Raw genomic sequence first — 25,387 nt, forward strand, 5'->3', positions numbered from 1 at the left:
CGATGGGCGCCATTATGTCTTCATTCCTTTAACCTTGCAACCCCCTGAACGAAAAAAAATTTCAACGGGTTCAAGGTGTTAGCGCAGACGCCCGAGTTTGCTCCACAAACCTACCACCGTGTTCTCCACCGTGCCGCTGGCCGCCATGCCGATGCGTTCCTGCAGGCTCTTGCGTTCGGCATAGTGCAGGTGGAACAGGTTGGCATTGCGCGCACGCTCGCTGAGGTATTCGTCGCTGGTCTGCAGTTCGTCCACCAGTTTTCGGTTGAGTGCCGCAACCCCGAGCCAGACTTCACCGGTGGCCACTTCGTCAATGTGCAACTGTGGGCGGTAGCGTGCAACGAAGTCCTTGAACAGCTGGTGGGTGATGTCCAGGTCTTCCTGGAACTTCTCCCGGCCCTTCTCGGTGTTTTCGCCAAACACGGTGAGGGTGCGCTTGTACTCGCCAGCCGTCAGCACTTCAAAGTCGATGTCATGCTTCTTCAACAGGCGGTTGACGTTAGGCAGCTGCGCCACCACGCCGATCGAACCCAGCACGGCGAACGGCGCACTGACAATCTTCTCGCCGATGCAGGCCATCATGTAACCACCGCTGGCGGCCACCTTGTCGATGCACACGGTCAGCGGGATGCCAGCCTGACGAATGCGCGCCAGTTGCGACGCTGCCAGGCCGTAGCTGTGCACCAGGCCACCGCCACTCTCCAGGCGCAGCACCACTTCGTCACGCGGGGTGGCGAGGGTCAGTAGCGCGGTGATTTCGTTACGCAGGCTTTCAGTGGCCGAGGCCTTGATGTCGCCATCGAAATCCAGCACGAAGACCCGGCCCTTTTCCTCGGCCTTACCCTTCTTCTGCTGTTTTTCCGCTTTGGCCTGCTGCTTGCGCAAGGCCTTGAGCTGGGCCTTGTCCAGCAGGCCAGACTCCAGGCGCTCGCGCAGGTCCTTGTAGAACTCGTTCAGGCGGGTGACCTGCAATTGCCCACCCGGTTTGCGCCGCCCCTTGCCGCGCAGCCCGGCGATGGCTGACAGCACCATCAGGATGGCGATGACCAGGGTGGCGGTTTTGGCGAGAAAGCTTGCGTATTCGGCAAGAAACTCCACAGTGCCCTCGAATCTCGGAATTAAAGGGGCATCGTACCGAAGCTTGTGACACTTTGGTACGGTCTTGTGACACTGACATGTGTCGCCGAAAAACAGTCTCACTTCCAGGGAGTCACGAGCCGATGCGAAATTCTTCGTCTGCCGGCACGGCATTCCAGAATTCAGCCTCAGTCGCTACGAGCAAAGCACCTATTGAGATCAAGGAAGGTTGCAGAGGGAGCCCCAGCAAGCTCTAACCCTAACCATTTGTCAAAGATCAAGAAAATTTCCGAAGTAGATAGTACTCGCGCCTCACATTTATGCCTGTGCTCAGCAGGCAGGCACGCGACACGCAGCAGTACACGAAGGTGCTCATCCTGCCAGTTGCAAACAGGCTGACGTCGAAGTATTGTCGCAAAAAATGGATAGCGCATCACGAGCTTGCAAATTTCTAAAAGACTCACCAGCCATTTATGTGACGACAAATGTTCGCACAGCAACCGGTACGGAAACACATTCCGATTTAATACAAGCTACTCTTAAGGGATTTAGACGATGGCTGGAAATCTACCTTACGTAACATCCGTAGGAACGCTGACTAACATGCTTGAGAAAATCAAGACAGCTTCTGTTCCGGAAAGATTTACGCAAGACTTCGTTTCTACAAAGCTCCAGATGAAAGGCGGCACCGCCGCAGCATGCATACCCTTCCTAAAGAAAATGGGATTTGTTGCAAGTGACGGAGCCCCTACCGACCTTTACAGAGAATTCCGCAACCCTCACAAATCGAGACTGGCTGTTGGAACAGCCTTTAGAAAACTCTACGAAAAATTATATGAAATGAACGAGTACGTTCATGACGCGCCTGATCAAGAGATTCTTGGCATGATAGTAGAGTTCACCGGCGGGGAAAAAGCCTCGACAGTGACAAAATCCACTCTTGGAACGTTAAACGCCTTACGAAAGCTCGCTGACTTTGATACTGAAAGCAATGACTATCCTGATGGTCGTAGCGCAGATCAAGCGCGCACCTTAGCAATAGAACTGCCTCCCCAGATACAATCCTCCCACCAGGCCACGGGCCAGACAGCAGCCACGACCGCAAACCAGCACGGAACCAAGGGCATAAATTTAGCTTACACCATTAACCTTAACCTGCCTGCGACCAAAGATATCGAAGTATTTAATGCGATCTTCAAAAGCCTCAAAGATCACATACTTGGGGATTAAAACGTGGCATTTGAGCAAAATGTAAAAGCCTTCGGCATGACCAACATGCTTATAGAGTCTGAAATTGACCAGCTTGAACGTCGATTTGACGTAAAGCTCCGCAGCGAAACTGCGCAGGGAGACGAATTAAGCGATATCGAAAAAGCATATTTCCCCCAGTTCACAGAGGCACTTCGAGCAGAAGCCGCGAGCATGGCTCGAAGCTACGAGCTATTTTACTGCCTCGAGAAAACGATCAGATCCCAGATCACTGACCTTCTTAGCTCAGTGCATGGAGATTCTTGGTGGAATGACAAGATAGTGCCTCAGCATATTTTTGGCGAAGTAAAAAAAAGAATTACCCGAGAGCGCGAGTCCGGAATAACTCCCCGTTCGATCGACCAGCTTGACTATACAAACTTCGGGGAACTCGGGGAAATCATCAAAGCAAATTGGAATATTTTTGCAAGCGTATTCAACAACGTCAAAGCAGTAGAAAAAGTGATGTCCAACCTTAACTCCCTCAGAAATCCAATAGCGCATTGCAGCGTGCTGGCCGAAGATGAGCGACTCAGGCTTGACCTAAGCCTCCGGGACTGGTTCAGACTTGCGGAGTAAGGAAAAGAGGAAGGCCGATTATCGCTATTTCGGCCTGCTCTGACCTTCCCGATTTGAGCGAATTGCCCTTTGAACGGAGCTCAGACACACACCCAGTTCCTCTGCCGCTTTCCGAAAACTCAATCCGCCTGCCACAGCGGTTCGGATCGCTTCGTCATCCACGGCCTTCTTTCGGCCCTTGTAGACACCGGACGCCTTGGCCTTGGCGATCCCCTCGGCTTGCCGCTCACGGATCATGCTGCGCTCGAACTGAGCCACCGCGCCCATCATGCTCAGCATCAAGTCTTGCGTATGATTCTTCTTGGTCGTGAAGATCAAACCTTCCTTGTGGAAATGAAGCTGCACGCCACGGGACTTGAGGTCCTCGACCAGCCCCAGCAGATCCTTGAGGCTTCGGGCGAGTCGGTCGATGCTGTGAACGTGGATAGTGTCGCCCTTGCGCACGTAGCGTAGCATCTTGAGCGATACACGGTGGCCCCAATCCCGTACATGGTCTACCCAACGGTGCCCTTCGTGGGTATCGGTTCATGGATCGACAATATCAAGCTGTGCTCCTTTCTACTGGAGCCAGACACTGAGGTCTGCTTATCGGGGACTGTTGGCGCTGGCTCGCATCACCGTAGTGGTGGCTGGTCTCTTATCGCTTGGTCGTCGCTGATCGGGATCGCAAGGATGCCCGGCAGGGATGGCAGGACACTTTGTGATTTCTTGGTGGTCTCTGTGTGTCCTGGCCATAGTGAGGGTTTTTAAATTCTGGTTGACAGCGGTACGTTGCTTGACCCTCTGAGACGCCCTTAAGGCGAATTAGCGACTGGTCTCGCCGGTGTTCACATTCAGGTACACCTTGTTGCTTAGGGTCATACCACCGCAATAAGTAAAATACATCCCCTTGCCTTTATTGGGAGAGGACATCCAGCCGCCCATTTCCTGAAAGTCACCCTCAGTGCAAGTCCCGTCATTGATTAACTTTCTTGCACCTTGAGAGAATTGCGCCTTGTAGAGCCGATAGTCATCTGACCCTTTAATAAGGGCATCATCACCGCTTGCCCCACTGGCCGGGTCTTGAGGACGCTCCACAACCAAATCCTTGGTTTGAACCCACTCAGCAAACTTACCATCAGCAATGCCGTTAGAGGCTACGCACGCTGCATTACCTTCCTTCACATATTCACTTTTCCGGTTGACGCATGACGCTGAGTACCGTTTGGTCACCCTCACCCACCCAGATTTTTTTTCGAGAACTTCGACACCCTCTCTAAACATCAGACGACCTGCCACCCCGCAGTCAGTAGAAGGGCAAGTGTGGCGATCAGTGCGATCCGTATTAACCCACAACTGATTTTCTGCCATAGCTGGCACGGAAAGCATCTGAAAGGCGATGCAAAAAGTGGCACTGAAAGCGAAACGTCCCTTAGTCATTGGAAACTCCTGTAGCGTTACGTTTACGGTGAATTGGATGTTGCCGGAATGCAACCGCTCCCCTGCATCCCAAGATGTCCATAATGGCCAGTGTGATCCACGAGGACATCTAGTTCGATACCCATGAAACTGCGCTCTTCAAATCAGAAGAAAATCTTATAGAGGCCGAACAGACCGAGCGCAACGAATATATAGAATACGATCTGCACACCTTTCTTGGTGACCTTCTGATTGATGACTCCCAACTCATCAAAAAAGTGAGAGACGAAAGTATTGGAGTCAATATCCATTTGATCGCCCGTCTCGCAGAAAGCTGCAATAGCCTCTCCATGCTTAATACGGGCAAGGTTGGCAGTTCGTTCATTACTGTCATCCAATTGAATCTGGTCTTGGATGAAGCACTGCCATGCCATGATGCGAGCCGTCTTTTCGCCAAGCGAAGCCATTCGGTCGACTACTACAGCCCGCTGGTGCAACTCACTATTTACCTTTTGGATTCCATATAGATCAAGGTTTCTCATAGCGCCTCCATTCGAAACCTTGATAGTATCACTTGGCCATCGAGAACGCCTTCCCAAACACTCAGCGGGCTAACCTCAGCGCCTCGACCATGAGTCCCCTCGAAGCAGCCGCAAGGACTCTCTGAGCCATCAGAACAGCCTGCGCTTGTGCCAACCCCATCGGCATCGTTTCTGCAATCTCAGCGAGGTTCTCAGAGACGTCATCCAGGACCAGCCCATAGGCGTCGCCCTGAGGATTACCTAACGCTTCCTCAGCGATATCCCGAAGGTTGTCCCGCAGCATCTCAAAGCTCGCCTCTGGATTGTCGAGGTGGAACGCTTTGAGGGTCTGAAGGAGGTGCTTGGCGATAGTCATGGAAGCAGGTCGATTGGTGCTCTTGAGGGAGATCGTACAGGAGTCGTGGCAGCCCTTGAGGCGGACTCGAAGGTGATACCTGCCCGAGGCTCTACGGTAGACGTAGGGCACAGCGATTTGTGACACGTTGGGACGATTTGTGACACTGGTTTCAACGGTGAGGATGGTCATTTTGGGTGTAAGCCCCATGCTGCTTGGCTTTACCCGGAATCAAGGACAGTTGGCAAGAAACTCCACGTTGACTCCTTAAATACCTGCGCCACGGCGGCGCGTAACTGTTGCAAGCATACCGTTGAGCCTGAGGTGCTGCCAGCCGGTGCAAACGCTGGCAACATCTTTCAAACAACCTTTTCAAACGCTTGTATGTTTTTTCGTTGACAGCCCGTGTGCCGCATCCTAACCTCGCAGCAACCTCCAACAGGCCGGAACCTTTCGTGGGCAACCTCTACCTGATCCGACATGGCCAAGCCTCCTTCGGTGCCGATGACTACGACGTCCTCTCCCCCGTGGGCGTGCGCCAGAGCCAGGCCCTGGGTGAGCACCTTGCCCAGCTGGGTGTGCGCCTGGACCGTTGCGTGGCAGGCGACCTGCGCCGTCAGCAGGATACCGCGCGCCTGGCCCTGGAGGCCTTGCAGGCCAACGGCTGCCCGGTGCCGGCGGTTGAGACCGACGCGGCGTTCAATGAGTTCGATGCCGACGGCGTCATCCGTGCACTGTTGCCCGGGCTGCTGCCGCAAGAGCCAAACGCCCTGCACATCCTGCGCAATGCTGCGCAGCACCGCAGCGAGTTCCAGCGCCTGTTCGCCTTGATGGTGCAGCGCTGGCACGACGGGGAGCATGCCGACGACGGCCTGGAAACCTGGCAAGCTTTTACTGCCCGCGTACAGGGTGGGCTGCAACGCGTACTGGATACCGCCGGCAGCGGCGACAATATCGCCATCTTCACCTCGGGCGGTACCATTGCCGCCCTGCTCCACCTGGTTACCCGTATCACCCCCAGCCAGGCGTTCGCGCTGAACTGGCAGATCATCAACACGTCGCTCAGCCAGCTGAAGTTCCGCGGCCGCGACGTGGCACTGGCTTCCTTCAACAGCCAAGCCCATGTGCAACTGTTGAGGGCGCCGGAGTTTGTCACCTACCGATAAGCCCGGCTTTGTTGTGTCCCTGCGGGGACGTGTAAATCACTCTATAAGGAATGCGCCATGACCTCCGTAGCTGATGCCGTCAAAAAGATGCAAGAGAAGTTCAACCCATCCGCTGCCGCCGGCCTGGACCTGGTGTTCGGCTTCAACATCACCGACGAAGGCAAGCAGTACGCGCTGATCGTCAAAGACGGCACCTGCGACCTGCAGGAAGGCGAAAACCCGGATGCCAACTGCACCCTGGTAATGGACAGCGAAACCCTGAAGGGTATCGTCAGCGGCGAAACCGACGGCATGCAGGCTTTCATGGGCGGCAAGCTGCGCGTTGAAGGCGACATGATGCTGTCGATGAAACTCAGCGAGCTGTTCCCGTCCTGAGGGTTGGGGATACCGAATGACCGAAAACCGAAGCCCTCGCGGCTTCGGTTTTTTTTTGCCCGGCATTCGGTGCAGTGATCCACCGGCAACACCCGCACCTATATGGCACCTGGCACGCTTGTTCCAGCCCGGGCAGGCCATTAGATTAGCCAATAGTCCTTGCGATCGAGAATAAGGAAAACGCATGACGCTCACCGACCAGTCCACCCAGGTACGCCCCGGCGAAGAACTCGACGCGGCCGTCATCGCCCCTTACCTCAAGGCCAATATCCCCGGCCTGGATGGCCTGCCCAGCATCAGCCAGTTCCCGGGTGGCGCCTCCAACCTCACCTACCTGGTTAGCTACCCGGGCCGTGACTTCGTACTGCGCCGCCCACCGTTCGGGCAGAAAGCCAAGTCGGCCCACGACATGGGCCGCGAGTTCCGCATCCTCAACCAGCTGAACAGCGGCTTCCCCTACTGCCCCAAGGCCTATGTGCACTGCACCGACAGCAGCCTGATCGGCGGTGAGTTCTACGTGATGGAGCGGGTCAAGGGCATCATTCTGCGCTCGGACATCCCTGCCGAACTGAACCTGGACGCCAGCCGCACCGAGGCCCTGTGCAAAAGCTTCATCGACCGCCTGGTCGAGCTGCACCAGGTGAACTACAACGCCTGCGGCCTGGCCGACCTGGGCAAGCCGGAAGGCTATGTGCAACGCCAGATCGAGGGCTGGAGCAGCCGCTACGAAAAAGCCCTGACCCCGGATGCCCCGCGCTGGGAACAGGTGATCGCCTGGTTGCACGACAAGATGCCCGCCGACCACCCGAAGCCCGGCATCGTGCACAACGATTACCGCTTCGACAACGTGATCCTCGACGCCGACAACCCCATGCGCATCATCGGGGTACTGGACTGGGAAATGGCCACCCTGGGTGATCCGCTGATGGACCTGGGCAACAGCCTGGCCTACTGGATCGAGGCCGATGACCCGGCACCCGTGCAACTGATGCGCCGCCAGCCAAGCAATGCACCAGGCATGCTTACCCGTCGCCAGTTCGTCGATTACTACGCCGAGCGTGCGGGCATCCAGCTCGACAACTTCGATTACTACTATTGCTATGGCCTGTTCCGCCTGGCCGGCATCGTCCAGCAAATCTATTACCGCTATTTCCACGGCCAGACTCAGGACAAACGCTTCGCCCAGTTCATCCACATGAACCGTTTGCTGGAGCAGATGACCTTGCAGGTCATTGCCAAGTCCAGCCTCTGAGCACCGACCACGACGACGGATAACAAGGAAAACAGCATGTCCAAGACCCACCTGTTCGACCTCGACGGCAAGATTGCCTTCGTTTCCGGTGCCAGCCGTGGCATTGGCGAGGCCATCGCCCACTTGCTGGCACAGCAAGGCGCCCATGTGATCGTTTCCAGCCGCAAGCTCGACGGTTGCCAGCAGGTGGCCGATGCCATCATCGCCGCCGGTGGCAAGGCAACGGCGGTGGCCTGCCACATCGGTGAACTGGAGCAGATCCAGCAAGTGTTCGCCGGCATTCGCGAACAGTTCGGGCGCCTGGACGTGCTGGTCAACAACGCGGCTACCAACCCGCAGTTCTGCAACGTGCTGGATACTGACCCGAACGCCTTCCAGAAGACCGTGGACGTGAACATCCGCGGTTACTTCTTCATGTCGGTGGAAGCCGGCAAGCTGATGCGCGAGCACGGTGGTGGCAGCATCATCAACGTGGCGTCCATCAACGGGGTGTCGCCCGGCCACTTCCAGGGGATCTATTCGGTAACCAAGGCAGCGGTCATCAACATGACCAAGGTCTTCGCCAAGGAGTGCGCCCAGTTTGGCATTCGCTGCAACGCCCTGTTGCCGGGCCTGACCGACACCAAGTTCGCCTCGGCACTGGTGAAGAACGATGCCATCCTGAACGCCGCGCTGCAGCAGATCCCGCTCAAGCGCGTGGCCGACCCAAAAGAAATGGCCGGCGCAGTGTTGTACCTGGCCAGCGATGCGTCCAGCTACACCACCGGCACGGCACTCAATGTAGACGGCGGCTACCTGTCCTGATCAAGCTTTGACTGCCACCAAGGTGTAGCTCAAGGGCAGCCGTGCAGGCTGCTCGCGCAAGCGATACTCACCGTCGCTGCCCTTGACCATCTGCCCCGGCAGCGCCTCCCAGGGGATGCTCTGATGCTCGACCAGTGCCGTCAGTTGCAGCCCATGCGCCAGCAAGGCAGTAACCACTTCGCCCAGGCCGTGGTTCCATTCATGGGTTTCGGTGTGGGCAAGGCGCTGTTCGGTTTCGACGTAGGTCTGGTCGTTGTGCCACACCGTCGGCGCTTCGTGCTCGAAATACGGGTATTCGAGCTGCAGGCGGTCCTGATGGTCTTCGTTGACCGCCATCAGCATCGGGTGCCCATCGCGCAGGAATAGCCGCCCGCCTGGCTTCAACAGTGCTGCCACCGTACGCGCCCATGGCTCGATGCGGGGCAACCAGCACAGTGCGCCGATACCGGTATAAACCAGGTCGAACGTGCCTGCCGGAAGCACCTTGTCGGCAGCATAGACGTCAGACTCGACATACTCGATGGGCACCGCGCAACGTTTGGCCAGTGCATGCGCTTCGGCCAGTGAAGCTGCGGAATAGTCCAGGCCACAGACCTTGGCGCCAAGGCGCGCCAGCGAGAGCGTATCGGTGCCGATGTGGCACTGCAGGTGAACAGCGTTCAGCCCTTTGATATCGCCTAGCAATGGCAGGTCGAAGCGGACGGTTTCGGAAAGGTGCCCGGGGCGCTGGACCAGAAGCTCGACTTCGTAGTCCTTGGAGGCAGCGTGTAGCGGAGCGCGTTCGTCCCAGCTGGCACGATTGAGTTGCAGTGAGCGATCCATGGTGTCGTCCTTGAGTGGTAACGGCCCATGCTAGCCGTCACCACACGTCTTGCGACACAACTGCCTTGCTAAAAATTGTAAAGCCCGCCCCTATAGGGTGAGCGCCTGCGTTACAGGCACGTAGCCGCAGCCGCCCGGCGCTGCAATGCCACGCCGTCATTTTTCTGTGCGTAATAGTCAACCCGCGCCCCACCCGCCTGCGGGTAAACATCCACGAACGCTTCGGCTTCGCGGGTATACACGGTAAACCCGCCCTGCTTGCGCGGCTCCAGATAGCCACTGGCATCGTCGCCGAACACCTTCTCTTCCTGCCAGCTGAACTGAATGCACTGGGCCACCAGCTCTGGCGCCTTGTGCGAATCGAGCTGCGCCGTCGGCTTGCCGCCGCGGGCCGTCTCCATGGTCGCAGAAGCACAACCGACCAGCATCAGTGCTGCGGCCATCGGCAGAATCGCACGCATGTTCCATCCTCGGGGTAAAAAAAGAAGGCGACTCTAGCACTGGCCGGCATCACGCGTGAATGCTTGTTGGCACTCAACCCGCTTCGGCCATTGCCGCCATATGCACCGTATTGCGCCCGGCGGCCTTGGCCTGGTAAAGCGCTGCGTCAGCCTGGGCCAACAGGCTGGCGGTGCTGTCCTTGAGCCCAGGCACGCCGCACCACAAGCCAACGCTGAAGCGCAGTTCGATCTGGTCACCAGCGAAACTCGCCGGGTTGCGCGCAATGGCCTCACGCAGCCCTTGCAGCGCAGCCATCGCCCCGCTGCGGTCAGCGCCCGGCAGCAGCAACAGAAACTCCTCACCACCATAACGGCCCAGGCAGTCACCTTGGCGCAGCCGCTGTTGCAACTGGCGCACGCAATGGCACAGCACCTCATCACCTGCCAGGTGCCCATACAGGTCGTTGATGCGCTTGAAATGGTCGATGTCGATCATCGCCACAGCCAGGCTGCCCTGCTGCTGGCGAGCATGGTCCAGCTCCACGGCAAAGCGCTCGAGGATCGCCCTGCGGTTCAGCGTGCCGGTCAGCACATCGTGCAGGGCCAGGTGCTGCAAGCGGGATTCGCTGCGCTCCTTGGCCATCAACACCAGCCCGATCGAGTACATCATCACCGTGGCCGTGCCAATCGCCACGGAAATGCTCTGCTTGAGGTTGCTGGTGTCGTAGCGCAACTCCACCGCCGTGCCATTGGCCACCGCCACCACGCGCATGCCCAGGCCGACCAGGCTGATCAACGCACCAATCTGCAGCAGCAAGTGGGCCTTGCCCGGCCGCTCGGCATAGCGCCGCGCCCAGTACAGAATCATCGAACACTGCAGCATCAGCACCAGCGTTGCCAGCAGCATACGTGGCTCCACCGTATCGAGCAGCAGCATCAACCCCACCAGCATGCACGCCGGGATAATGAAGATACTGCGCCAAGGCACCACCTGCTGACGCACCCGGAACAGGCTGGCCGTATAGAACGCCAAGGCCAGCGACAACAGGCTGTTGCCCAGGCCATAGCTGAGCCACAGCGGGGCCTGGGCGTAGACGGTGTAGCAGACATAGGCCAGGGCATGCACCAGCAGCCCGCACCCCGTGAGTAACAGGTTGTCACGGCGGTTACTGCGCCCGACCAGCAACAGGCAGAAGGCCAGAATGGTTGCAACCAAGGCAACGGCGGCGAACAACGTGGGGGTATGGGCGATCATCATGATTCACTGTGTGGCAAATTGCCGTCTTGCCTGCGGCTTACCCCACAGTCTAGAGGGGCATTACCGGCTCGACCATGACCGAATGGGACAGAACAGCAGCCCACAAGCACGCCGCTCATCACTGGCGCGACAAATTTTTGCCTGCCAGGGAAACCAAATGGATCATTCCCAGTCTCAGCAAGTGCCCTGTAAACCATTGCGGATCAAGGACCTATATCGTGATGACCCGCCTTGCAAGCCTTTCGCTGGTTGCTGTTGTCCTGCTGACCGCAGGCTGCCACAGCCATCGCTACCATGACGACGACGATGGCTGGCGTGACCGCGACCGTGACCATCGCCACCACCATCGCCATGACCGCGACGATGATGACGATGACAATCGCCAGTATCGCGGTGACCGCTACTACCGCTGAAGCGTCTTTGCACCCCTGACCCGCCGCCCGTTGCGCGGCACCTTAACCTGATGATTCCTTTGAGGTTCGTATCATGCGTCTGACTCTGCCTTCCCTTGCCCTCGGCCTGCTGCTGTGCCAGGGCGCTTTCGCCGGTGACGGTACTGCCGCCATTGGCGGTGGCCTGGGTGGTGCCCTGGGTAACGTTGTCGGTCAATCGATCGGTGGCAAGACCGGGGCGGCCATCGGCGCCGGCCTCGGCGGCGCAGCCGGCAGTGCGGTAGGTGCACGCAAGGGCAACCGTACCGAAGCCGCCATCGGTGGCGGCCTGGGCTCGGCTGGCGGCTCGCTGCTGGGCGGCGCGGTGGGCGGCAAGACCGGCTCTACCGTCGGTGCCGGCCTTGGCGGCGCGGCCGGTGGTGCCATCGGCAACCACCTGGGCGACAATAACGGCAGCAAGAAGCACCGCCGTCACCGTCACTGATCCGGTGACCCAAGGGGCCGCATTGCGGCCCCTTTTGTTTGGCAAACCCTGCAGCACATCAACACCCCCTTCATCACAAGCTGGCACACTGGCTGCTACTGTCTATCGTGCCCCTGTGTGAAGGAACACCCCCTCCCCATGAACCAAGAGCTGCTCTGGGTCCTCGGCCTGCTTGCCATCGTCATCCTCCTGTTCGTCATCAACCGCCCGCGCATGGACGTGGTCGCACTGCTGGTGATTCTCGCCCTGCCGCTACTCGGCATCCTCACCGTCGAGCAGGCCCTGGCCGGCTTCAGCGACCCCAACGTGGTGCTGATCGCCGCCCTGTTCGTGATTGGCGAAGGCCTGGTGCGTACCGGCATCGCCTACCGCATCGGCGAATGGATGAGCGAGCGGGCCGGCAACAGTGAGGCACGCCTGCTGGTGCTGCTGATGGTGGCGGTGGCCGGGCTGGGCTCGATCATGAGCTCCACCGGCGTGGTGGCCATCTTCATCCCGGTGGTGCTCAGTATTGCCGCACGCCTGAAACTCTCGCCCAGCCGCCTGATGATGCCACTGGCGTTCGCCGGCCTGATCAGCGGCATGCTCAGCCTGGTGGCCACACCGCCCAACGTGGTGGTGCACAGCGAGCTGGTGCGCAATGGCGAAGCCGGTTTCAGCTTCTTCAGCTTTACCCCGTTTGGCCTGGTGGTGCTGGTGCTGGGCATCGGCTACATGCTGCTGACCCGCCACTGGCTCAACGGCGAAGTGCGCAAGGACGGCCGCGTGGAAACCCGCCGGACACTGCTGGACCTGGTGCTGGACTACAAGCTCAACGGCCGCGAACGGCGCCTGCGCATCCGCCCCCACTCGCCGCTGATCGGCCACACCCTTGGCGAACTGGAACTGCGCACCCGGCACGGTGCCAACGTGATCGGTATCGAGCGCCAGCACAAGTTCACCACACGGGTGATGGCTGCCGACTCCAGCACCGTGCTGCACCAGGGCGACGTGCTGCTGCTCGACCTGTTCGCCAACCGCGACGACCTGCGCAGCCTGTGCCAGACCATGCAACTGGAGCCACTTCACTTCAAGGCCGCCTATTTCATCGACCAGTCCCAGGAACTGGGCATGGCCGAGGTCTCGCTACCACCGGGGTCGCAGCTGATTGGCAAGAGCATTCTCGAACTGGCCTTCCGTACCCGCTTCGACCTCAACGTGGTCGGCCTGCGCCGCGAGCAGGCAGCGATCGAAGACCAACTGGTGGAAGAAAAGCTGCGCCTTGGCGACACGCTGCTGGTGGTCGGCCCGTGGAAGGCCGTACGCCAGTTGCAAAGCAAGCCCAGGGACTTCCTGGTGCTGAGCCTGCCTGCCGAAATCGACCAGGTAGCCCCCGCCCGCACCCGCGCACCACAAGCGCTGCTGAGCCTGGCGGTGATGGTCGGGCTGATGGTCAGTGGTGCCGTGCCCAATGTCATGGCCGCGCTGATCGGCTGCCTGCTGATGGGCGCCGGCCGCTGCATCGACATGAACAGCGCTTATCGGGCCATTCATTGGCAAAGCCTGGTGCTGATCGTCGGCATGCTGCCCTTTGCCCAGGCGCTGCAGAAAACCGGCGGCATCGACCTGGCGGTGAACGGGCTGGTCAGCGTGCTGGGGGGTGCCGGCCCCAGTGCCATTCTCGCCTGCCTGTTTGCCGTCACGGCGGTGATTGGCCTGTTCATTTCCAATACGGCCACTGCGGTGCTGATGGCGCCGGTGGCTGTCAGTACCGCAGCACAGCTGGGGATGTCGCCCTACCCGTTCGCCATGACCGTGGCGTTGGCCGCATCGGCGGCGTTCATGACGCCGGTGTCATCGCCGGTCAATACGCTGGTGCTGGGCCCGGGGCAGTACCGTTTCGCCGACTTCGTCAAAATCGGCGTACCGTTCACCCTGCTGGTGATGCTGGTGACCGTGTTGATGGTGCCGTGGTTCTTCGGGCTGTGACGACACCACCGAGGAATGAAGGCAATTTGGCATTATCTCGACCGATCGCGGCAGATTGACATCAACTGCCCTGACGAAACACACTGCGGGTCATTGTCCCAGGTGCTTCAAGGCGTTGTCCTGGATTTCGTTTCCGCTTGCCGGTCGAGCCCATGGTTTTTGCTGCCCAATCGCGCTTGTTGCCTTACGTCGTTCTGCTCTGCCTGACCTTTGCCCTCACCCTGGGCGGCATCCTGGCACGCCCGATCGAATCGCTGTCGCTGTTCTGGCCGGTGAATGCCGTATTGGCCGGTGTACTGCTGCGCTACCCTCGCCAGGCCACGCTTACCGGCTTTGGCCTCGTCTGGCTGGCCATGGTCGGTGCCGACCTGCTGTGCGGCAGCGCCTGGGCCCCGGCCCTGTGGTTCAACCTGTGCAACCTGGGCGTGGTGGTGACCCTCTGGCAATTGCTGTCGCGCTTGCACCGACGCATGCGAACCCCGCACGGCGTACTCAGCGTATTTGCCGCCTGCGCCGCCGGCGCCATGGTGGCGGCCAGCATGGCGGCGGCGATGGCCGCGCCCTGGTTCCAACAATCGTTGCGCGCCACTTGGCTGGCCTGGTTCAGCGAACAGTTCTCGACCAGCGTGCTGGTGCTACCGGTGCTGCTGACTGCGCCCTCGGTGCGGGCCTTGGTGCGCGGTGGTGCCCAGGCCATCCGCCTGGCACCGCTGCTGGTGCTGCTGGCCTCACTGGCGTTCAGCATTGCCTTTGGCGGCCCCGGGGCCATTGCCTTCCCGATTGCCGCCTTGCTGTGGTGTGCCTGGACCTACTCGCCCTTCATGGTTTCGCTGCTGGCACTCACCGCCGGCAGTACCTTGATTGTGGCCGTGGCGCAAAACCTCATGCACTTTAGCGTGCCGCAAAGCGAGCCAGGGGTGACCACGCTGATGTCGGCGCGCCTGGGCATCGCCATGCTGGTGCTTGGCCCGCTGGTGGTGGCCTGCGTCAGCCAGGCCAACCGCAGCCTGATGGCCCGCCTGGCGCACCAGGCGACCATCGACCACCTTACCGGCGTGCTCACCCGCAGTGCCTTTACCCGCCGCGCCAACGCGTTGCTGGACAGCCGCCAGCAGCATGCCCAGGCGCTGCCGCTGACCCTGATGATGCTGGACATCGACCATTTCAAGTCGATCAACGATGCCCACGGCCACGCAGTCGGTGACCAGGTGCTGCGCCAGTTCGCCAGCACCTTGCAAGACCAGTTGCACAACGATGAACTGCTCGCGCGCCTGGGTGGCGAGGAGTTCGTCGTCATTCTCCCGGGCCTTGCGCCAGAACGGGCCAAGTTCACCGCCGAACGCCTGCGCCGCGCCGTACAGGACCTGCATGTGGTGCAGGCCGACCAGCGCTTGCAGATTACCGTCAGTATCGGCCTGGCCGGCTGCGACGCCGACCGCCCGGCCCCCAGCCTGGACGCGCTGCTGGCAAGCGCCGACCAGGCGCTGTACCGGGCCAAGGCCCATGGCCGCAATCGCGTCGAGCAGGCCGAGGCTCAGCGCCAGGTGATCTAAGTCAACCGGCCAGCAAGTCCCACGACAGCTTGGCGATCAGCACGCACAACAGCACCAGGAACAGCCCGCGGACAAAGCCGGCGCCCTTGCGCACTGCCAGCCAGGTACCGGTCAGCGCACCCAGAATGTTGCACACCGCCATGGGCAGGGCGATGGCATACAACACGTTGCCCGTCGGCACGAAGAACACCAGTGCCGCCAGGTTGGTGGCGATGTTCACCACCTTGGCCGACGCCGAGGCGTGCAGGAAGTCCAGGGCAAAGAAGCGGATGAACAGGAAGATCAGGAAGCTACCGGTGCCCGGGCCGAACAGGCCGTCGTAAAAACCGATCGCACCGCCGATCAGCACCGCCAGGCACTGCTCCTTGCGGCCGATTTGCGCAGGCTTGTGCAGGGTGCCGAAGTCTTTCTTGCAGAAGGTGTAGATGGCCATCAGCACAATCAGCACCAGCACCGCCGGGCGCATCACGCTGGGCGGCACCAGCGACACCGTGGCGGCACCGGCGAACGACATGACAAAGGCGCTGAGTGCAGCGGGTACGATCAGCCCCCAGTCCAGCGTCACCTTGCGGATAAACGACCGCGCCGCGAAGGCCGTGCCGCACACCGACGCCAGCTTGTTGCTGCCGAGCAATGCCGCTGGCTGTGCGGTGGGCAGCACATTGAACAAGGCCGGGATCTGGATCAGCCCACCGCCCCCCACGGCGGCATCGATCAGCCCGGCGGCAAAAGCGAACACGGAAAGTACAGCGATATCCATCATGATGCAGGCCCAGAGGCAGAGAAGACGCCTGCAAGGCTAATCAAAGTACCGCGCTTGTGTTGAAATGCCATATTGCGAAAACTGCAATAAGGAGCAGACGATGGCATTGGACATGCTGCGGGAAATCCAGGCGTTCGTCAGCGTGGCACACAAGCGCAGCTTCGTCGCCGCTGCCCGCGCACTGGGGCGTTCACCCAGCGCAGTTACCCGGGCTGTGCAAACCCTGGAAGACAACGCCGGAAGCAAGCTGCTCAACCGCAACGCCAACGCCGTGACCTTGACCGAAGCCGGCGAGCGACTGTTGCCGCACGCCGAACGCTTGCTGGATGTGCAACGCGATGCCGCCGACGAACTGGCAGCGCTCAGCGGCAGTGCCCAAGGCTGGATCCGCTTTGCCGTGCCGCAGTTGCTGGGGGAGCATGTGTTGCCGCAGGTGCTTGCCGAGTTTTCTCGCTGTCACCCGCAAGTGACCCTGGACGTGCAGTACAGCGACGAAGCCCTCGACCCACTGCAAGGCAAATTCGATTTCGTGGTGCGCGGCGCCTTCCCCCAATCAAGCGAGCTGATCGGCTACCCGCTTTGGCCCTATCAGCGCCACCTGTACGCCAGCCCCGCCTACCTGGGCCTGGCCGGCACACCGCAACACCCGGAAGACCTGGAGGGGCATACGCTGATCCTGCATACCGCGCCACGCATCCTCAAGGCCTGGCATTTCTGCCGCGATGGCAAGATCACCAGCCTGCGCCCCAGGCCCAGGCTGCGCCTGGGTTCGGGCGATGCGGTGTACCACAGCACCCTGGCCGGTGCCGGTATCGCCCGCCTGGCCGCCTGGGTTGGCGAAGCGCAGGTCAAAACCGGGCGCCTGGTGCGGGTGTGCCCGCAGTACCGCCTGACCTCCAGCAGCGGCCAGGACCCGCAGATGCATGCGCTATACCCTGCCGGCGAGCTGCCGGCACGGGTACGTGACTTGCTGGCGGCCCTGCGCCGAGCCGGCATGGCTCAATGAAACAGCCACTGAAAAGGCTGTTCAATTTCTGCTCAATTTAACAGAGCCCGCCGTGGGCTTGGCTTACAGCACTTTATCCACAGACCTACCCACGTTTTTTGTGGACAGATTTCCCAGCGCAAAGAATGACTTATCCCATGCGCGGGTGAAGGTTGAACCTCAGCTTGGCGGAATCGTGCCAAGAAGACCAATCAGAATGGTCAGTAGCAGAAAACCACCCAGGAATAGCGCCAGCTTGCCCATTGGAACCTCTACAGTTGTGATGCGGGAATGGGCATATTCTCGGCCTTGGGCTGATACGGTTACAGATTCAGCTTTGTGGAAAAAAAGCGGATCAGATGGAAACCTGCTGAAGCTTTTCTGCAGGCAGCCAGCCCAGCTCGCCATTGCCATGGCGACGGCACCAGACCCACCCGTTGAGCGGGCGCAGCATCTGCACCCGTTGCCCGGGGTCGACATCGAGCTCATGCGCTGAGTAATTGTCCAGTGCCCTGCCCTGGCACACGCTGATCCGCTCGATCAACTGGGCCGGCACCCAGCCAGGCTCCTGACCACTGCAGGTGCACAGGTACCAGTCCTGCCAGCCTGGCTCGCCTTCGTAGCGTGGCCCGATGTTCAGCAACGTGCCCTTGGCGAAGCGAATGGGCCGCGGGTATTCACTGCGATGGGGTTCAATGACAACGTAATGCATGGGCCTCTCCTTGGCCGGGTAAACCTTCGATTGGAGCAGCAGCGGAAAAACCACCGCTGCACCGCGTTTGTATCGTTATGTGTACCCATTGAGACCTGATACACAAATACGTTTCCAACGGGTCAACCGGACATATCGGCGATACAGCCGTCAACTTTACTGGCACACATCAACCCGCCCCACTGGCTCATGCCAAGGAGATGCCCGATGCCTGCCCGCCACTCGACCCACACCCTGTCACGCCGTTTCAACCATGCCCTGCTGGCCTGCACCGTGCTGCCGCTCGGGCTGATGGCGGCGGCCATGGCCACCGCCGCACCCGTACAGCCACAGCCAGCAAGCGCAGTGGCAGACAGGTTCGGCCCGCTGAAACACATCAACGCAGGCGTGCTCGATGTGGCTTACGTGGAGCAAGGCCCCGCCGATGGCCCGGTGGTGATCCTGCTGCACGGCTGGCCCTACGACATTCATAGCTTCGAGGAAGTTGCACCTGCCCTGGCGGCAAAAGGTTACCGGGTGTTGGTGCCCTACGTGCGCGGCTACGGCCAAACCCGCTTCCTGTCTGCGGCAACTCCACGCAATGCCCAACCCACAGCCTTGGCCAGCGATGTCGTCGCGTTCATGGACGCGCTGCATATCCAGCGTGCAGTACTTGCCGGTTTCGACTGGGGTGCGCGCACTGCCGACATTGTCTCGGCGCTGTGGCCAGAGCGGGTGAAGGCCTTGGTGTCGGTCAGCGGCTACCTGATCAGCAGCCAGGAAGCCGCCAAGGCCCCGCTGCCACCCAGCGCCGAACTGCAGTGGTGGTACCAGTACTACTTCGCCACCCCGCGCGGCCAGGCGGGCTACGAGCAGAACCGCCATGCCTTCGCCAAACTGATCTGGCAAACCGCCTCGCCCAAGTGGGCTTTCGATGACGCCACGTTCGAGCGCAGCGCCCAGGCCCTGGATAACCCCGATCAAGTGGCGATTACCGTGCACAACTACCGCTGGCGGCTGGGGCTGGCCCAAGGCGAAACCCGCTATGACCCGCTGGAAGCCAAGCTGGCCAGCTTCCCCGGCATCACTGTACCGACCATTGCCCTGGAGGGCGACGCCAACGGCGCCCCGCACCCGCCTGCAGAAGCGTATGCAAAGCGCTTTACCGGCAAGTACGAGTACCGGCTGATCAGCGGTGGCATTGGCCACAACCTGCCGCAGGAAGCGCCAAAAGCGTTTGCCCAGGCGGTCGTGGATGCGGACCACTTGTAACGCGCAAGCAATTGCTACACGAAGTTGCGAAGGGCACGGCAAGCCATTTACAGGAAATTGCCGAGAGCCAGTAAGGACGAAGCCCCGTTGTGGCTAGGTATCACGCGGGGTTCAGCCAAGATTGAATGAAACGATTCGAAATGCAGCTTGTAGGATCTTTTACCGCGCAACGTAGGAGTATTCGCCTCGAAGGGACTTCCCTGTATGAAACATCAGTTTCTGCAGCAAAATCGAGCTGCTACGGTCCGGTTTTCCTACAACGGCACGGAAGCCCACAGCGTGAGAAAAGCATGGACCCGTACAATGCCTCGGCCCTGAAGCTGCAGAAGAATTTGCTGAACCTGCGCCTTGAGCGCGATCGTCTGAGAAGGGAGGGTAAGGACAACGAGGCGGACGCGTTGGCTGAACCGATCGCCAAGATAGAGGCGGCTATCCAGCAGTTACCGGATAGCTTCAAGCCCGTGACCTTGCAGTGAGCTGCATCCTGTGTACCAAGGCAAGCACCGTCCCTGTGGGTGCGGGTTTATCCGCGAATCCCGGCAAAGCCGGTGCCAGCCACCACGGCCCTCTCAACGCATCAGGCAGCCTGCACCTGCATCCCCAACAACTGCCGTGCCTGCTTCAGGTCATCCTGCAAATCATGGTTCCACAACCAATCGAACCGCTCGCCCAGCACCTTGCCCAACGCTTGCGGATCGTCCAGCACGGCAGGGTCACGAAACTCGTAAAGCTCCCCCGCCTCCCACGAGGTGCGCTGCACCTGGCAGGCACGCGGCCGCCGCACCGTGTCATACGCCTGCAACACCGCTTGCGGGCTACCTTGTAACACCGCCGGGTCAGCCAACAGCCGCGCCAGCAACCAGGCATCCTCCAGCCCCTGCCCGGCCCCCGCGCCCTGGTGCGGCAGCATGGCGTGAGCTGCATCGCCAATCAGGCCAACCCGGCCATGGCTGTACCCCGGCAATTCGGCAAGGTCGTGCAGCGCCCACAACGATGGCGTCTTGATGCTCTCCAACAGCACCTGCGCCGCATCGCCCCAGCCTTCGAACGCCTTCAGCATTTCGGCCTGCGTTGCCTGGCGCACCCATGGCGCATCGCTTGGCCACGCCGGGTTCGGCTGGCTGCGGTCCGACACAAACGCCACCACGTTGATCAACCGCCCCTGTTTGATCGGGAAGGTCAGGATATGGCGGTCGAGCCCCAGGTACATCTGCGGCACATCAATCAGATGCTCGCCAATGCCACGCGCCCAATAGGCCTCGCGCAACTGCTCACTGTCGATCAGCCCACGGTAGGCGCACGTGCCACTGAACCGAGGCGATACCCGTGGCACACCCAGGCCATCGAGTACATGGTCACGGATCGACGACTTGATACCATCGGCACCGATCAGCAAATCGCAGTGGTGTTCCGTGCCATCGGTAAAGCACACACGCACCCGCTCCCCCACTTGCTCGACCCGCTGAGCGCGCTTGCCAAACTGCGCGATGCCCGCCGGCAACTGGCTGGCCAGCGCATCGAGAAAGTCCGCACGGTGCACCGACGACTGCCCGACGCCCTGCGCCACACTGCTGCCCAGGTACTGCGCATCGCGCCCGTCCCGCCACTCGAACCACACGTCCTGCCACGGTGCCGGCGTGCTGTCGGCAATGTTGGCGTAGGGTTCGGCAATGCCCAGGCCGGCAATGGCCCGCACGGCATTGGCACCAAACGATACGCCCGCGCCCACTTCGCCAAAGGCGGCAGCCGATTCGAACAGCTGGACGTTCAAGTGCGCATGGCGGCAAAGGTCGAGCGCAAGTGCGACACCTGCGATACCCCCACCAATAATGGAAACTTCAAGCGCAGTAGCATTGTGCATTGCAAGGTACCTCGAGGCTGATTGTTATTGGAGTACGCCGATGATTACGGCTGGCCAGCCATTGATAAATACTGCGAAACCCATAACCGGCATCACCCACCTGAATATCCCTCAGCCGGCCATTTGCCGGGCGCGACGTACAGCGGATGTACCCGCCTGACGCCGGATGAACAGCAGAATGGCGACTGCGCCGATGGCACCGGGTACGGCAAACGCCAGGAAGCTGCTCTGGTAAGGCCAGTGCGCGCCATGCAACACCCCGCCCAGCACCGGCCCGACAATCGCGCCCAGCCGGCCGATGCCCATCGCCCAGCCAAGGCCGGTGGAACGTACGTGCGGCGGGTAGTACTGCACTGCGCAGGCATTGGCCAGAATCTGCGTGCCAATGGTCGAAGCGCCCGCCACTGCAATCAGCAGATACAGCACCGCCACCGGCGCCTTGAGCGCAAGCAGGCTGAGCGATAACGCACCACAGGCAAAGAAGCACAACAAGACGTTGGCGATACCGACACGGTCGCCCAGCCACCCACCCGCTACCGCACCGATGATCGCGCCCGTGTTGAGCACCAGCAAGAACGCCAGGCTTGAGTTCAGCCCGTAGCCGGCACTGCTCATCAGCTTGGGTAACCAGGCGCTCAGGGCATACACCATCAGCAGGCAGCAGAAGAATGCGACCCACAACGTCAGCGTGTTGATTGCCCGGCCGTCAGTGAAAATTTCGCGGATCGATACGTTTGCTCCACGCGCAGAGCCTGGGCTAAGTGAATCTTCGTCTTGCGCTACATAGGCCGGCGTTGCCTGGGTCAGCAAGGCTTTGGCCCGTTCGGTTTGCCCACTGCGCAGTAAAAAGTCCATGGATTCTGGCAGTTGGCAGATCAGCAAAGGCAACAGCAACAGCGGGATCACCGCCACGTAGAACACCGCCTGCCATCCCCACTGGGGGATGAACAGCATGCCCAGCCCGGCCGACAACATGCCGCCCAGCGAATACCCGCTGAACATGATTGCCACCAAGGTGCTGCGCAACTTGCCGGGTGCGTATTCGTTCATCAACGCGACCACATTGGGCATGACGCCACCAATGCCAAGCCCGGCAACGAAACGGCACAGGGCAAAGGTTTCGGGGGACGTGGCCAGCCCATTCAGCGCGGTGATGCCGCTGAACAGCAACACGCAGGCCATGATGGTCTTGCGCCGCCCGATGCGGTCCGAAAGCGAACCGAAGAACAGCGCCCCCACCATCATCCCGACCAGCGCACAGCTGCCCAAGGCGCCCGCCTGCACGGCGCTCAGGTTCCATTCGGCCATCAGCGAGGGCAACACCACGCCGTAGATGACCAGGTCATAGCCGTCGAAAATGATGATAAGTGCGCACCAGAACAGTAACCGCGCGTGAAAGGCATTGAACCGGGCCCCGTCCAGCAGGGCGGCTGCATTGATGTTTCGCATGGCATCGCTCGTTCTTGTAATTGTTATGGGTGGGGCATGCCCCTGATTGACTTGCGAGCACCATCATGAACAAGGCGTAACACCACTCCCATGCAGCCACCCGAATAGTGGCTATTTCGCGTGTGAATACTGCTTATACATACCCAGCAAGTCTGGTTTCGGGTAGCTTTGCATCAGGACGCTGATTCAATAAGAGAACAATACCCATCACGTCTCGATCAATACCTGGGAGGTATCATGGAATTACGCGATCTGGACCTTAACCTGCTTCTGGTTTTCAACCAGTTGCTGATCGACCGCAAAGTTTCGACCGCTGCCGAAAACCTGAACCTGACCCAGCCGGCGATGAGCAACGCACTGAAGCGCTTGCGCACGGTGCTGCAAGACGAACTGTTCGTGCGCACCTACCAGGGCATGGAACCCACCCCCTACGCCCTGCAATTGGCCGAGCCGGTGACCACTGCCATTCACACGCTGCGCGATGCGTTTGCCAGGCAAGACACCTTCGACCCGCGCACCAGCAACCGCCGCTTCACCATGGCCATGACCGACATTGGCGAAATCTACTTCATGCCGAAGCTGATGGACGCCTTTGCCAGCCTGGCGCCCGGATGCACCATCAGCACACTGCGCAACTCCACCGGCACCCTCGCCGAAGGGTTACAGAACGGCGCCATTGACCTGGCGGTTGGCCTGTTGCCGCATTTGCAGGCGGGGTTCTTCCAGCGGCGGCTGTTTCACCATCGCTATGTGTGCCTGTGCCGCAAAGGGCACCCCGCTACGCGGCAGCCACTGACCGTGGAGCGGTTCGCAGGCTTCGATCATGTGAACGTGGTGGCAGCCAACACCGGGCATGGCGAGGTGGATACGTTTTATGCGCGGGCGGGGGTGGTGCGCAACATTCGCCTGGAAGTGCCGCACTTTGTGGCCGTGGGGCATATCTTGCAGCGCACTGATTTGCTGGCGACGGTGCCCGAGCGGTTTGCCGCCAGTTGCGAGGTGCCGTTCGGGCTGAGCGTACTGCCGCCACCGGTGGCGTTGCCGAACATCGAGATCAACCTGTTCTGGCACGGGCGGTACAACAAGGACCCGGCCAACCGATGGCTCAGGCAACTGATGTTCGATCTGTTTTCGGACACTCACTGACCGCTCGCCGGGCGCGTGTCAGGCAGTTGATCAGGTGCAACCGCATGGCAGCGCGGGCAGCGCCGGCATCCTTGCGGGTTATCGCGGCATGCACTTGCTCGCGCTCCCGCGCTTCCAGTGCCCGCTGCCCGGCATCACCCCCTGAAACTGCTGGCTGGGCCGCCAGCAAGGTATGCCCAAGGTGGGTCATGGTGTCGATGAAAAAGCTGTTGCCCGTGCATTGGGCTATCTGCAAGTGAAACTCGAAGTCGGTACGCATGCAGGGCGCAGACTGCGTATCGACGGCCCCATCGAGCGCCGCCCGCATGGCAGCCAGTTGCTCCGGGGTGGCACGCTGGGCAGCCATGGCAGCCGCCTCGACCTCAAGGCAAAGCCGCAACTCGATGATCGCCACCGCGTTGTATGCGCCGCCCATTCCGGGGCTGGCACTCTGGAAGTCACCTGCCGGGATGGCATCTACCACGAAGGTGCCGATACCACGGCGGGTTTCTACCAGGCCTTCGGCCTGCAACCGTGACATGGCTTCACGCACCACGGTACGGCTTACGCCACGCGCTTTGGTCACGGCTTCTTCGGTGGGCAATTTGCTACCCGCCGGCAATTCACCCGAGAGAATCTGCTGCGACAGGTCTTGTACCAGTTGCTGGGCGAGATTCAGGCGTTTTTCCGGGGTGGCAGAAGCCATTGGGCGAACCTTTGCAATACGGAAGAGCCCGGAGTATACCCGCTGCCCGGGGCCAAAACGCACTATACTGGCCGCTGCCCACACAAGAGCACAGCAATGCCGGCCCCTACCACCAGCCCCACCCAACCGCCCCGTCGCCTGGCCGAAGCGCTGGTCGAACGCTTTGCCCAACGCATGCGCGAGGGCACGCTCAAGCGTGGTGACAAGCTGCCGACCGAAGCGACGCTGATCGAAACCGAAGGTGTCAGCCGCTCTGTGGTACGCGAAGCGCTATCGCGCATGCAGGCAGCGGGCCTGGTCGAGACTCGCCATGGTGTCGGCACCTTCGTGCTGGACATGCCGGCACCGGAGAGCTTCAACGTGGGGCCGGCAACCATCAGCCTGCTGTCCGATGTGCTCGACCTGCTGGAATACCGCCTCAGCCTTGAAGTGCAAGCCGCCGGCATGGCCGCCGAACGGGCCACGCCGCAAGCGCTCGAAGAATTGCAGCAAGCATTGGAGGCGCTGATGCAGGGCCCGGAAAAATCCGGCAGCACGACCAACGCCGATTTCCAGTTTCACCTGAAAATCGCCAAGGCCGCAGGCAACCAGTACCTGATCGACATCATGAAGCACCTGGGCACCAAGATGATCCCCCGCACGCGCATGAACTCTGCCTACACCGGGCAGAGCAACCGCAGCACCTACCTGGCCGGCATCAACGCCGAACATCAGCAGATCTACGACGCCATCGCCAGCCGCCAGGTCGACGCGGCGCGCGCCGCCATGTACCTGCACCTGAGCAACAGCCGTATGCGCCTGCGGGAGGCGCAACGGCTACAGGCATTCTACAGCGAGGCCTGA

The 25,387-nt window shown here is 60.5% G+C and carries 28 protein-coding genes; 15 read left to right on the top strand and 13 right to left on the bottom strand.

What is annotated here, in order from left to right; all coding sequences use genetic code 11:
- Positions 1 to 78 precede the first annotated feature (78 nt).
- On the bottom strand, positions 79 to 1,098 hold the full coding sequence (gene sohB, locus QQ992_RS17950; RefSeq protein WP_286110548.1) for a protease SohB: 1,020 nt from the start codon (positions 1,096 to 1,098) through the stop codon (positions 79 to 81).
- Positions 1,099 to 1,680: 582 nt separating this feature from the next.
- On the opposite strand from sohB, the gene QQ992_RS17955 reads away from it, so the two are divergent.
- Together QQ992_RS17955 and QQ992_RS17960 are read left to right on the top strand one after the other, a co-directional pair.
- Positions 1,681 to 2,307 carry a DUF5343 domain-containing protein gene (locus QQ992_RS17955; protein WP_433963088.1) on the top strand — a complete coding sequence of 209 codons (627 nt, stop codon included), beginning with the start codon at positions 1,681 to 1,683 and terminating at the stop codon, positions 2,305 to 2,307.
- Between the two features lie 3 nt (positions 2,308 to 2,310).
- Positions 2,311 to 2,904 (top strand): Swt1 family HEPN domain-containing protein, encoded by a 594-nt coding sequence (locus tag QQ992_RS17960; protein WP_286110550.1) that lies wholly within the window; start codon positions 2,311 to 2,313, stop codon positions 2,902 to 2,904.
- A gap of 24 nt (positions 2,905 to 2,928) precedes the next feature.
- On the opposite strand, the gene QQ992_RS17965 is transcribed toward QQ992_RS17960, so the two are convergent.
- The 4 genes from QQ992_RS17965 to QQ992_RS17980 all read right to left on the bottom strand — a co-directional run bounded on the left by QQ992_RS17965 (position 2,929) and on the right by QQ992_RS17980 (position 5,199).
- Positions 2,929 to 3,348: a recombinase family protein gene (locus QQ992_RS17965; RefSeq protein WP_433963089.1), complete on the bottom strand. Its 420-nt coding sequence runs from the start codon at positions 3,346 to 3,348 to the stop codon at positions 2,929 to 2,931.
- Positions 3,349 to 3,708: 360 nt separating this feature from the next.
- The gene (locus QQ992_RS17970) at positions 3,709 to 4,323 is read right to left on the bottom strand and encodes a hypothetical protein (protein ID WP_286110551.1); all 615 of its coding nucleotides are present in this window, start codon (positions 4,321 to 4,323) and stop codon (positions 3,709 to 3,711) included.
- A 143-nt stretch (positions 4,324 to 4,466) separates the two neighbouring features.
- Positions 4,467 to 4,844 carry a hypothetical protein gene (locus QQ992_RS17975; RefSeq protein ID WP_286110552.1) on the bottom strand — a complete coding sequence of 126 codons (378 nt, stop codon included), beginning with the start codon at positions 4,842 to 4,844 and terminating at the stop codon, positions 4,467 to 4,469.
- A gap of 61 nt (positions 4,845 to 4,905) precedes the next feature.
- Positions 4,906 to 5,199 carry a hypothetical protein gene (locus QQ992_RS17980; RefSeq protein WP_286110553.1) on the bottom strand — a complete coding sequence of 98 codons (294 nt, stop codon included), beginning with the start codon at positions 5,197 to 5,199 and terminating at the stop codon, positions 4,906 to 4,908.
- Positions 5,200 to 5,633: 434 nt separating this feature from the next.
- On the opposite strand from QQ992_RS17980, the gene QQ992_RS17985 reads away from it, so the two are divergent.
- From QQ992_RS17985 to QQ992_RS18000, 4 genes are all read left to right on the top strand, one after another.
- Complete coding sequence (locus QQ992_RS17985) at positions 5,634 to 6,344, top strand: histidine phosphatase family protein (RefSeq protein WP_286110554.1); 711 nt, start codon at positions 5,634 to 5,636, stop codon at positions 6,342 to 6,344.
- Between the two features lie 57 nt (positions 6,345 to 6,401).
- The gene (locus tag QQ992_RS17990) at positions 6,402 to 6,719 is read left to right on the top strand and encodes an SCP2 sterol-binding domain-containing protein (protein WP_016487959.1); all 318 of its coding nucleotides are present in this window, start codon (positions 6,402 to 6,404) and stop codon (positions 6,717 to 6,719) included.
- 184 nt (positions 6,720 to 6,903) lie between these two features.
- Positions 6,904 to 7,971 (top strand): phosphotransferase family protein, encoded by a 1,068-nt coding sequence (locus tag QQ992_RS17995; protein WP_286110555.1) that lies wholly within the window; start codon positions 6,904 to 6,906, stop codon positions 7,969 to 7,971.
- Between the two features lie 36 nt (positions 7,972 to 8,007).
- On the top strand, positions 8,008 to 8,775 hold the full coding sequence (locus tag QQ992_RS18000) for an SDR family oxidoreductase (RefSeq protein ID WP_016711440.1): 768 nt from the start codon (positions 8,008 to 8,010) through the stop codon (positions 8,773 to 8,775).
- On the opposite strand, the gene QQ992_RS18005 is transcribed toward QQ992_RS18000, so the two are convergent.
- The 3 genes from QQ992_RS18005 to QQ992_RS18015 form a co-directional block, all read right to left on the bottom strand.
- The gene (locus QQ992_RS18005) at positions 8,776 to 9,597 is read right to left on the bottom strand and encodes a class I SAM-dependent methyltransferase (RefSeq protein ID WP_286110556.1); all 822 of its coding nucleotides are present in this window, start codon (positions 9,595 to 9,597) and stop codon (positions 8,776 to 8,778) included.
- A gap of 110 nt (positions 9,598 to 9,707) precedes the next feature.
- Positions 9,708 to 10,058 carry a hypothetical protein gene (locus QQ992_RS18010; RefSeq protein WP_016498900.1) on the bottom strand — a complete coding sequence of 117 codons (351 nt, stop codon included), beginning with the start codon at positions 10,056 to 10,058 and terminating at the stop codon, positions 9,708 to 9,710.
- Between the two features lie 73 nt (positions 10,059 to 10,131).
- Complete coding sequence (locus tag QQ992_RS18015) at positions 10,132 to 11,292, bottom strand: GGDEF domain-containing protein (protein WP_286113964.1); 1,161 nt, start codon at positions 11,290 to 11,292, stop codon at positions 10,132 to 10,134.
- Between the two features lie 224 nt (positions 11,293 to 11,516).
- On the opposite strand from QQ992_RS18015, the gene QQ992_RS18020 reads away from it, so the two are divergent.
- From QQ992_RS18020 to QQ992_RS18035, 4 genes are all read left to right on the top strand, one after another.
- Positions 11,517 to 11,708 carry a hypothetical protein gene (locus tag QQ992_RS18020; RefSeq protein ID WP_016711445.1) on the top strand — a complete coding sequence of 64 codons (192 nt, stop codon included), beginning with the start codon at positions 11,517 to 11,519 and terminating at the stop codon, positions 11,706 to 11,708.
- 73 nt (positions 11,709 to 11,781) lie between these two features.
- A complete protein-coding gene (locus tag QQ992_RS18025; RefSeq protein ID WP_025753699.1) occupies positions 11,782 to 12,171 on the top strand; it encodes a glycine zipper domain-containing protein in 390 nt (129 codons plus the stop codon).
- A 138-nt stretch (positions 12,172 to 12,309) separates the two neighbouring features.
- Positions 12,310 to 14,139, top strand: a complete 1,830-nt coding sequence (locus tag QQ992_RS18030) for an SLC13 family permease (RefSeq protein WP_286110557.1) — start codon at positions 12,310 to 12,312, stop codon at positions 14,137 to 14,139.
- A 137-nt stretch (positions 14,140 to 14,276) separates the two neighbouring features.
- On the top strand, positions 14,277 to 15,692 hold the full coding sequence (locus QQ992_RS18035; RefSeq protein ID WP_286110558.1) for a GGDEF domain-containing protein: 1,416 nt from the start codon (positions 14,277 to 14,279) through the stop codon (positions 15,690 to 15,692).
- A gap of 1 nt (position 15,693) precedes the next feature.
- On the opposite strand, the gene QQ992_RS18040 is transcribed toward QQ992_RS18035, so the two are convergent.
- Entirely contained in the window at positions 15,694 to 16,455 is a 762-nt protein-coding gene (locus QQ992_RS18040; RefSeq protein ID WP_016711449.1) for a sulfite exporter TauE/SafE family protein, read from the bottom strand.
- A 100-nt stretch (positions 16,456 to 16,555) separates the two neighbouring features.
- Here QQ992_RS18040 and QQ992_RS18045 point away from each other — a divergent pair, with 100 nt between their 5' ends.
- A complete protein-coding gene (locus tag QQ992_RS18045) occupies positions 16,556 to 17,461 on the top strand; it encodes a LysR family transcriptional regulator (protein ID WP_286110559.1) in 906 nt (301 codons plus the stop codon).
- A 334-nt stretch (positions 17,462 to 17,795) separates the two neighbouring features.
- Here the strand turns inward: QQ992_RS18045 and QQ992_RS18050 are convergent, their stop codons facing one another.
- The gene (locus QQ992_RS18050; protein WP_286110560.1) at positions 17,796 to 18,152 is read right to left on the bottom strand and encodes an SH3 domain-containing protein; all 357 of its coding nucleotides are present in this window, start codon (positions 18,150 to 18,152) and stop codon (positions 17,796 to 17,798) included.
- A gap of 207 nt (positions 18,153 to 18,359) precedes the next feature.
- Between QQ992_RS18050 and QQ992_RS18055 the strand changes: the two genes are divergently transcribed.
- Positions 18,360 to 19,403, top strand: coding sequence for an alpha/beta fold hydrolase (locus tag QQ992_RS18055; RefSeq protein WP_286110561.1), 1,044 nt, complete (start codon positions 18,360 to 18,362; stop codon positions 19,401 to 19,403).
- Between the two features lie 290 nt (positions 19,404 to 19,693).
- Entirely contained in the window at positions 19,694 to 19,879 is a 186-nt protein-coding gene (locus QQ992_RS18060) for a hypothetical protein (protein WP_119369486.1), read from the top strand.
- A 101-nt stretch (positions 19,880 to 19,980) separates the two neighbouring features.
- Here the strand turns inward: QQ992_RS18060 and salA are convergent, their stop codons facing one another.
- Both salA and QQ992_RS18070 read right to left on the bottom strand, forming a co-directional pair.
- Positions 19,981 to 21,264 carry a salicylate 1-monooxygenase gene (gene salA / locus QQ992_RS18065; RefSeq protein WP_286110562.1) on the bottom strand — a complete coding sequence of 428 codons (1,284 nt, stop codon included), beginning with the start codon at positions 21,262 to 21,264 and terminating at the stop codon, positions 19,981 to 19,983.
- Between the two features lie 111 nt (positions 21,265 to 21,375).
- On the bottom strand, positions 21,376 to 22,713 hold the full coding sequence (locus QQ992_RS18070; RefSeq protein WP_286110563.1) for an MFS transporter: 1,338 nt from the start codon (positions 22,711 to 22,713) through the stop codon (positions 21,376 to 21,378).
- A gap of 237 nt (positions 22,714 to 22,950) precedes the next feature.
- Here QQ992_RS18070 and QQ992_RS18075 point away from each other — a divergent pair, with 237 nt between their 5' ends.
- Positions 22,951 to 23,859: a LysR family transcriptional regulator gene (locus QQ992_RS18075; protein ID WP_286110564.1), complete on the top strand. Its 909-nt coding sequence runs from the start codon at positions 22,951 to 22,953 to the stop codon at positions 23,857 to 23,859.
- Here QQ992_RS18075 and QQ992_RS18080 read toward each other — a convergent pair.
- Positions 23,819 to 24,544, bottom strand: a complete 726-nt coding sequence (locus QQ992_RS18080; RefSeq protein WP_286110565.1) for a FadR/GntR family transcriptional regulator — start codon at positions 24,542 to 24,544, stop codon at positions 23,819 to 23,821. The genes QQ992_RS18075 and QQ992_RS18080 overlap by 41 nt on opposite strands.
- A gap of 96 nt (positions 24,545 to 24,640) precedes the next feature.
- Here QQ992_RS18080 and QQ992_RS18085 point away from each other — a divergent pair, with 96 nt between their 5' ends.
- The gene (locus QQ992_RS18085; protein WP_286110566.1) at positions 24,641 to 25,387 is read left to right on the top strand and encodes a FadR/GntR family transcriptional regulator; all 747 of its coding nucleotides are present in this window, start codon (positions 24,641 to 24,643) and stop codon (positions 25,385 to 25,387) included.

This window comes from Pseudomonas kurunegalensis, assembly GCF_030291635.1.
Taxonomy (GTDB): domain Bacteria; phylum Pseudomonadota; class Gammaproteobacteria; order Pseudomonadales; family Pseudomonadaceae; genus Aquipseudomonas; species Aquipseudomonas monteilii.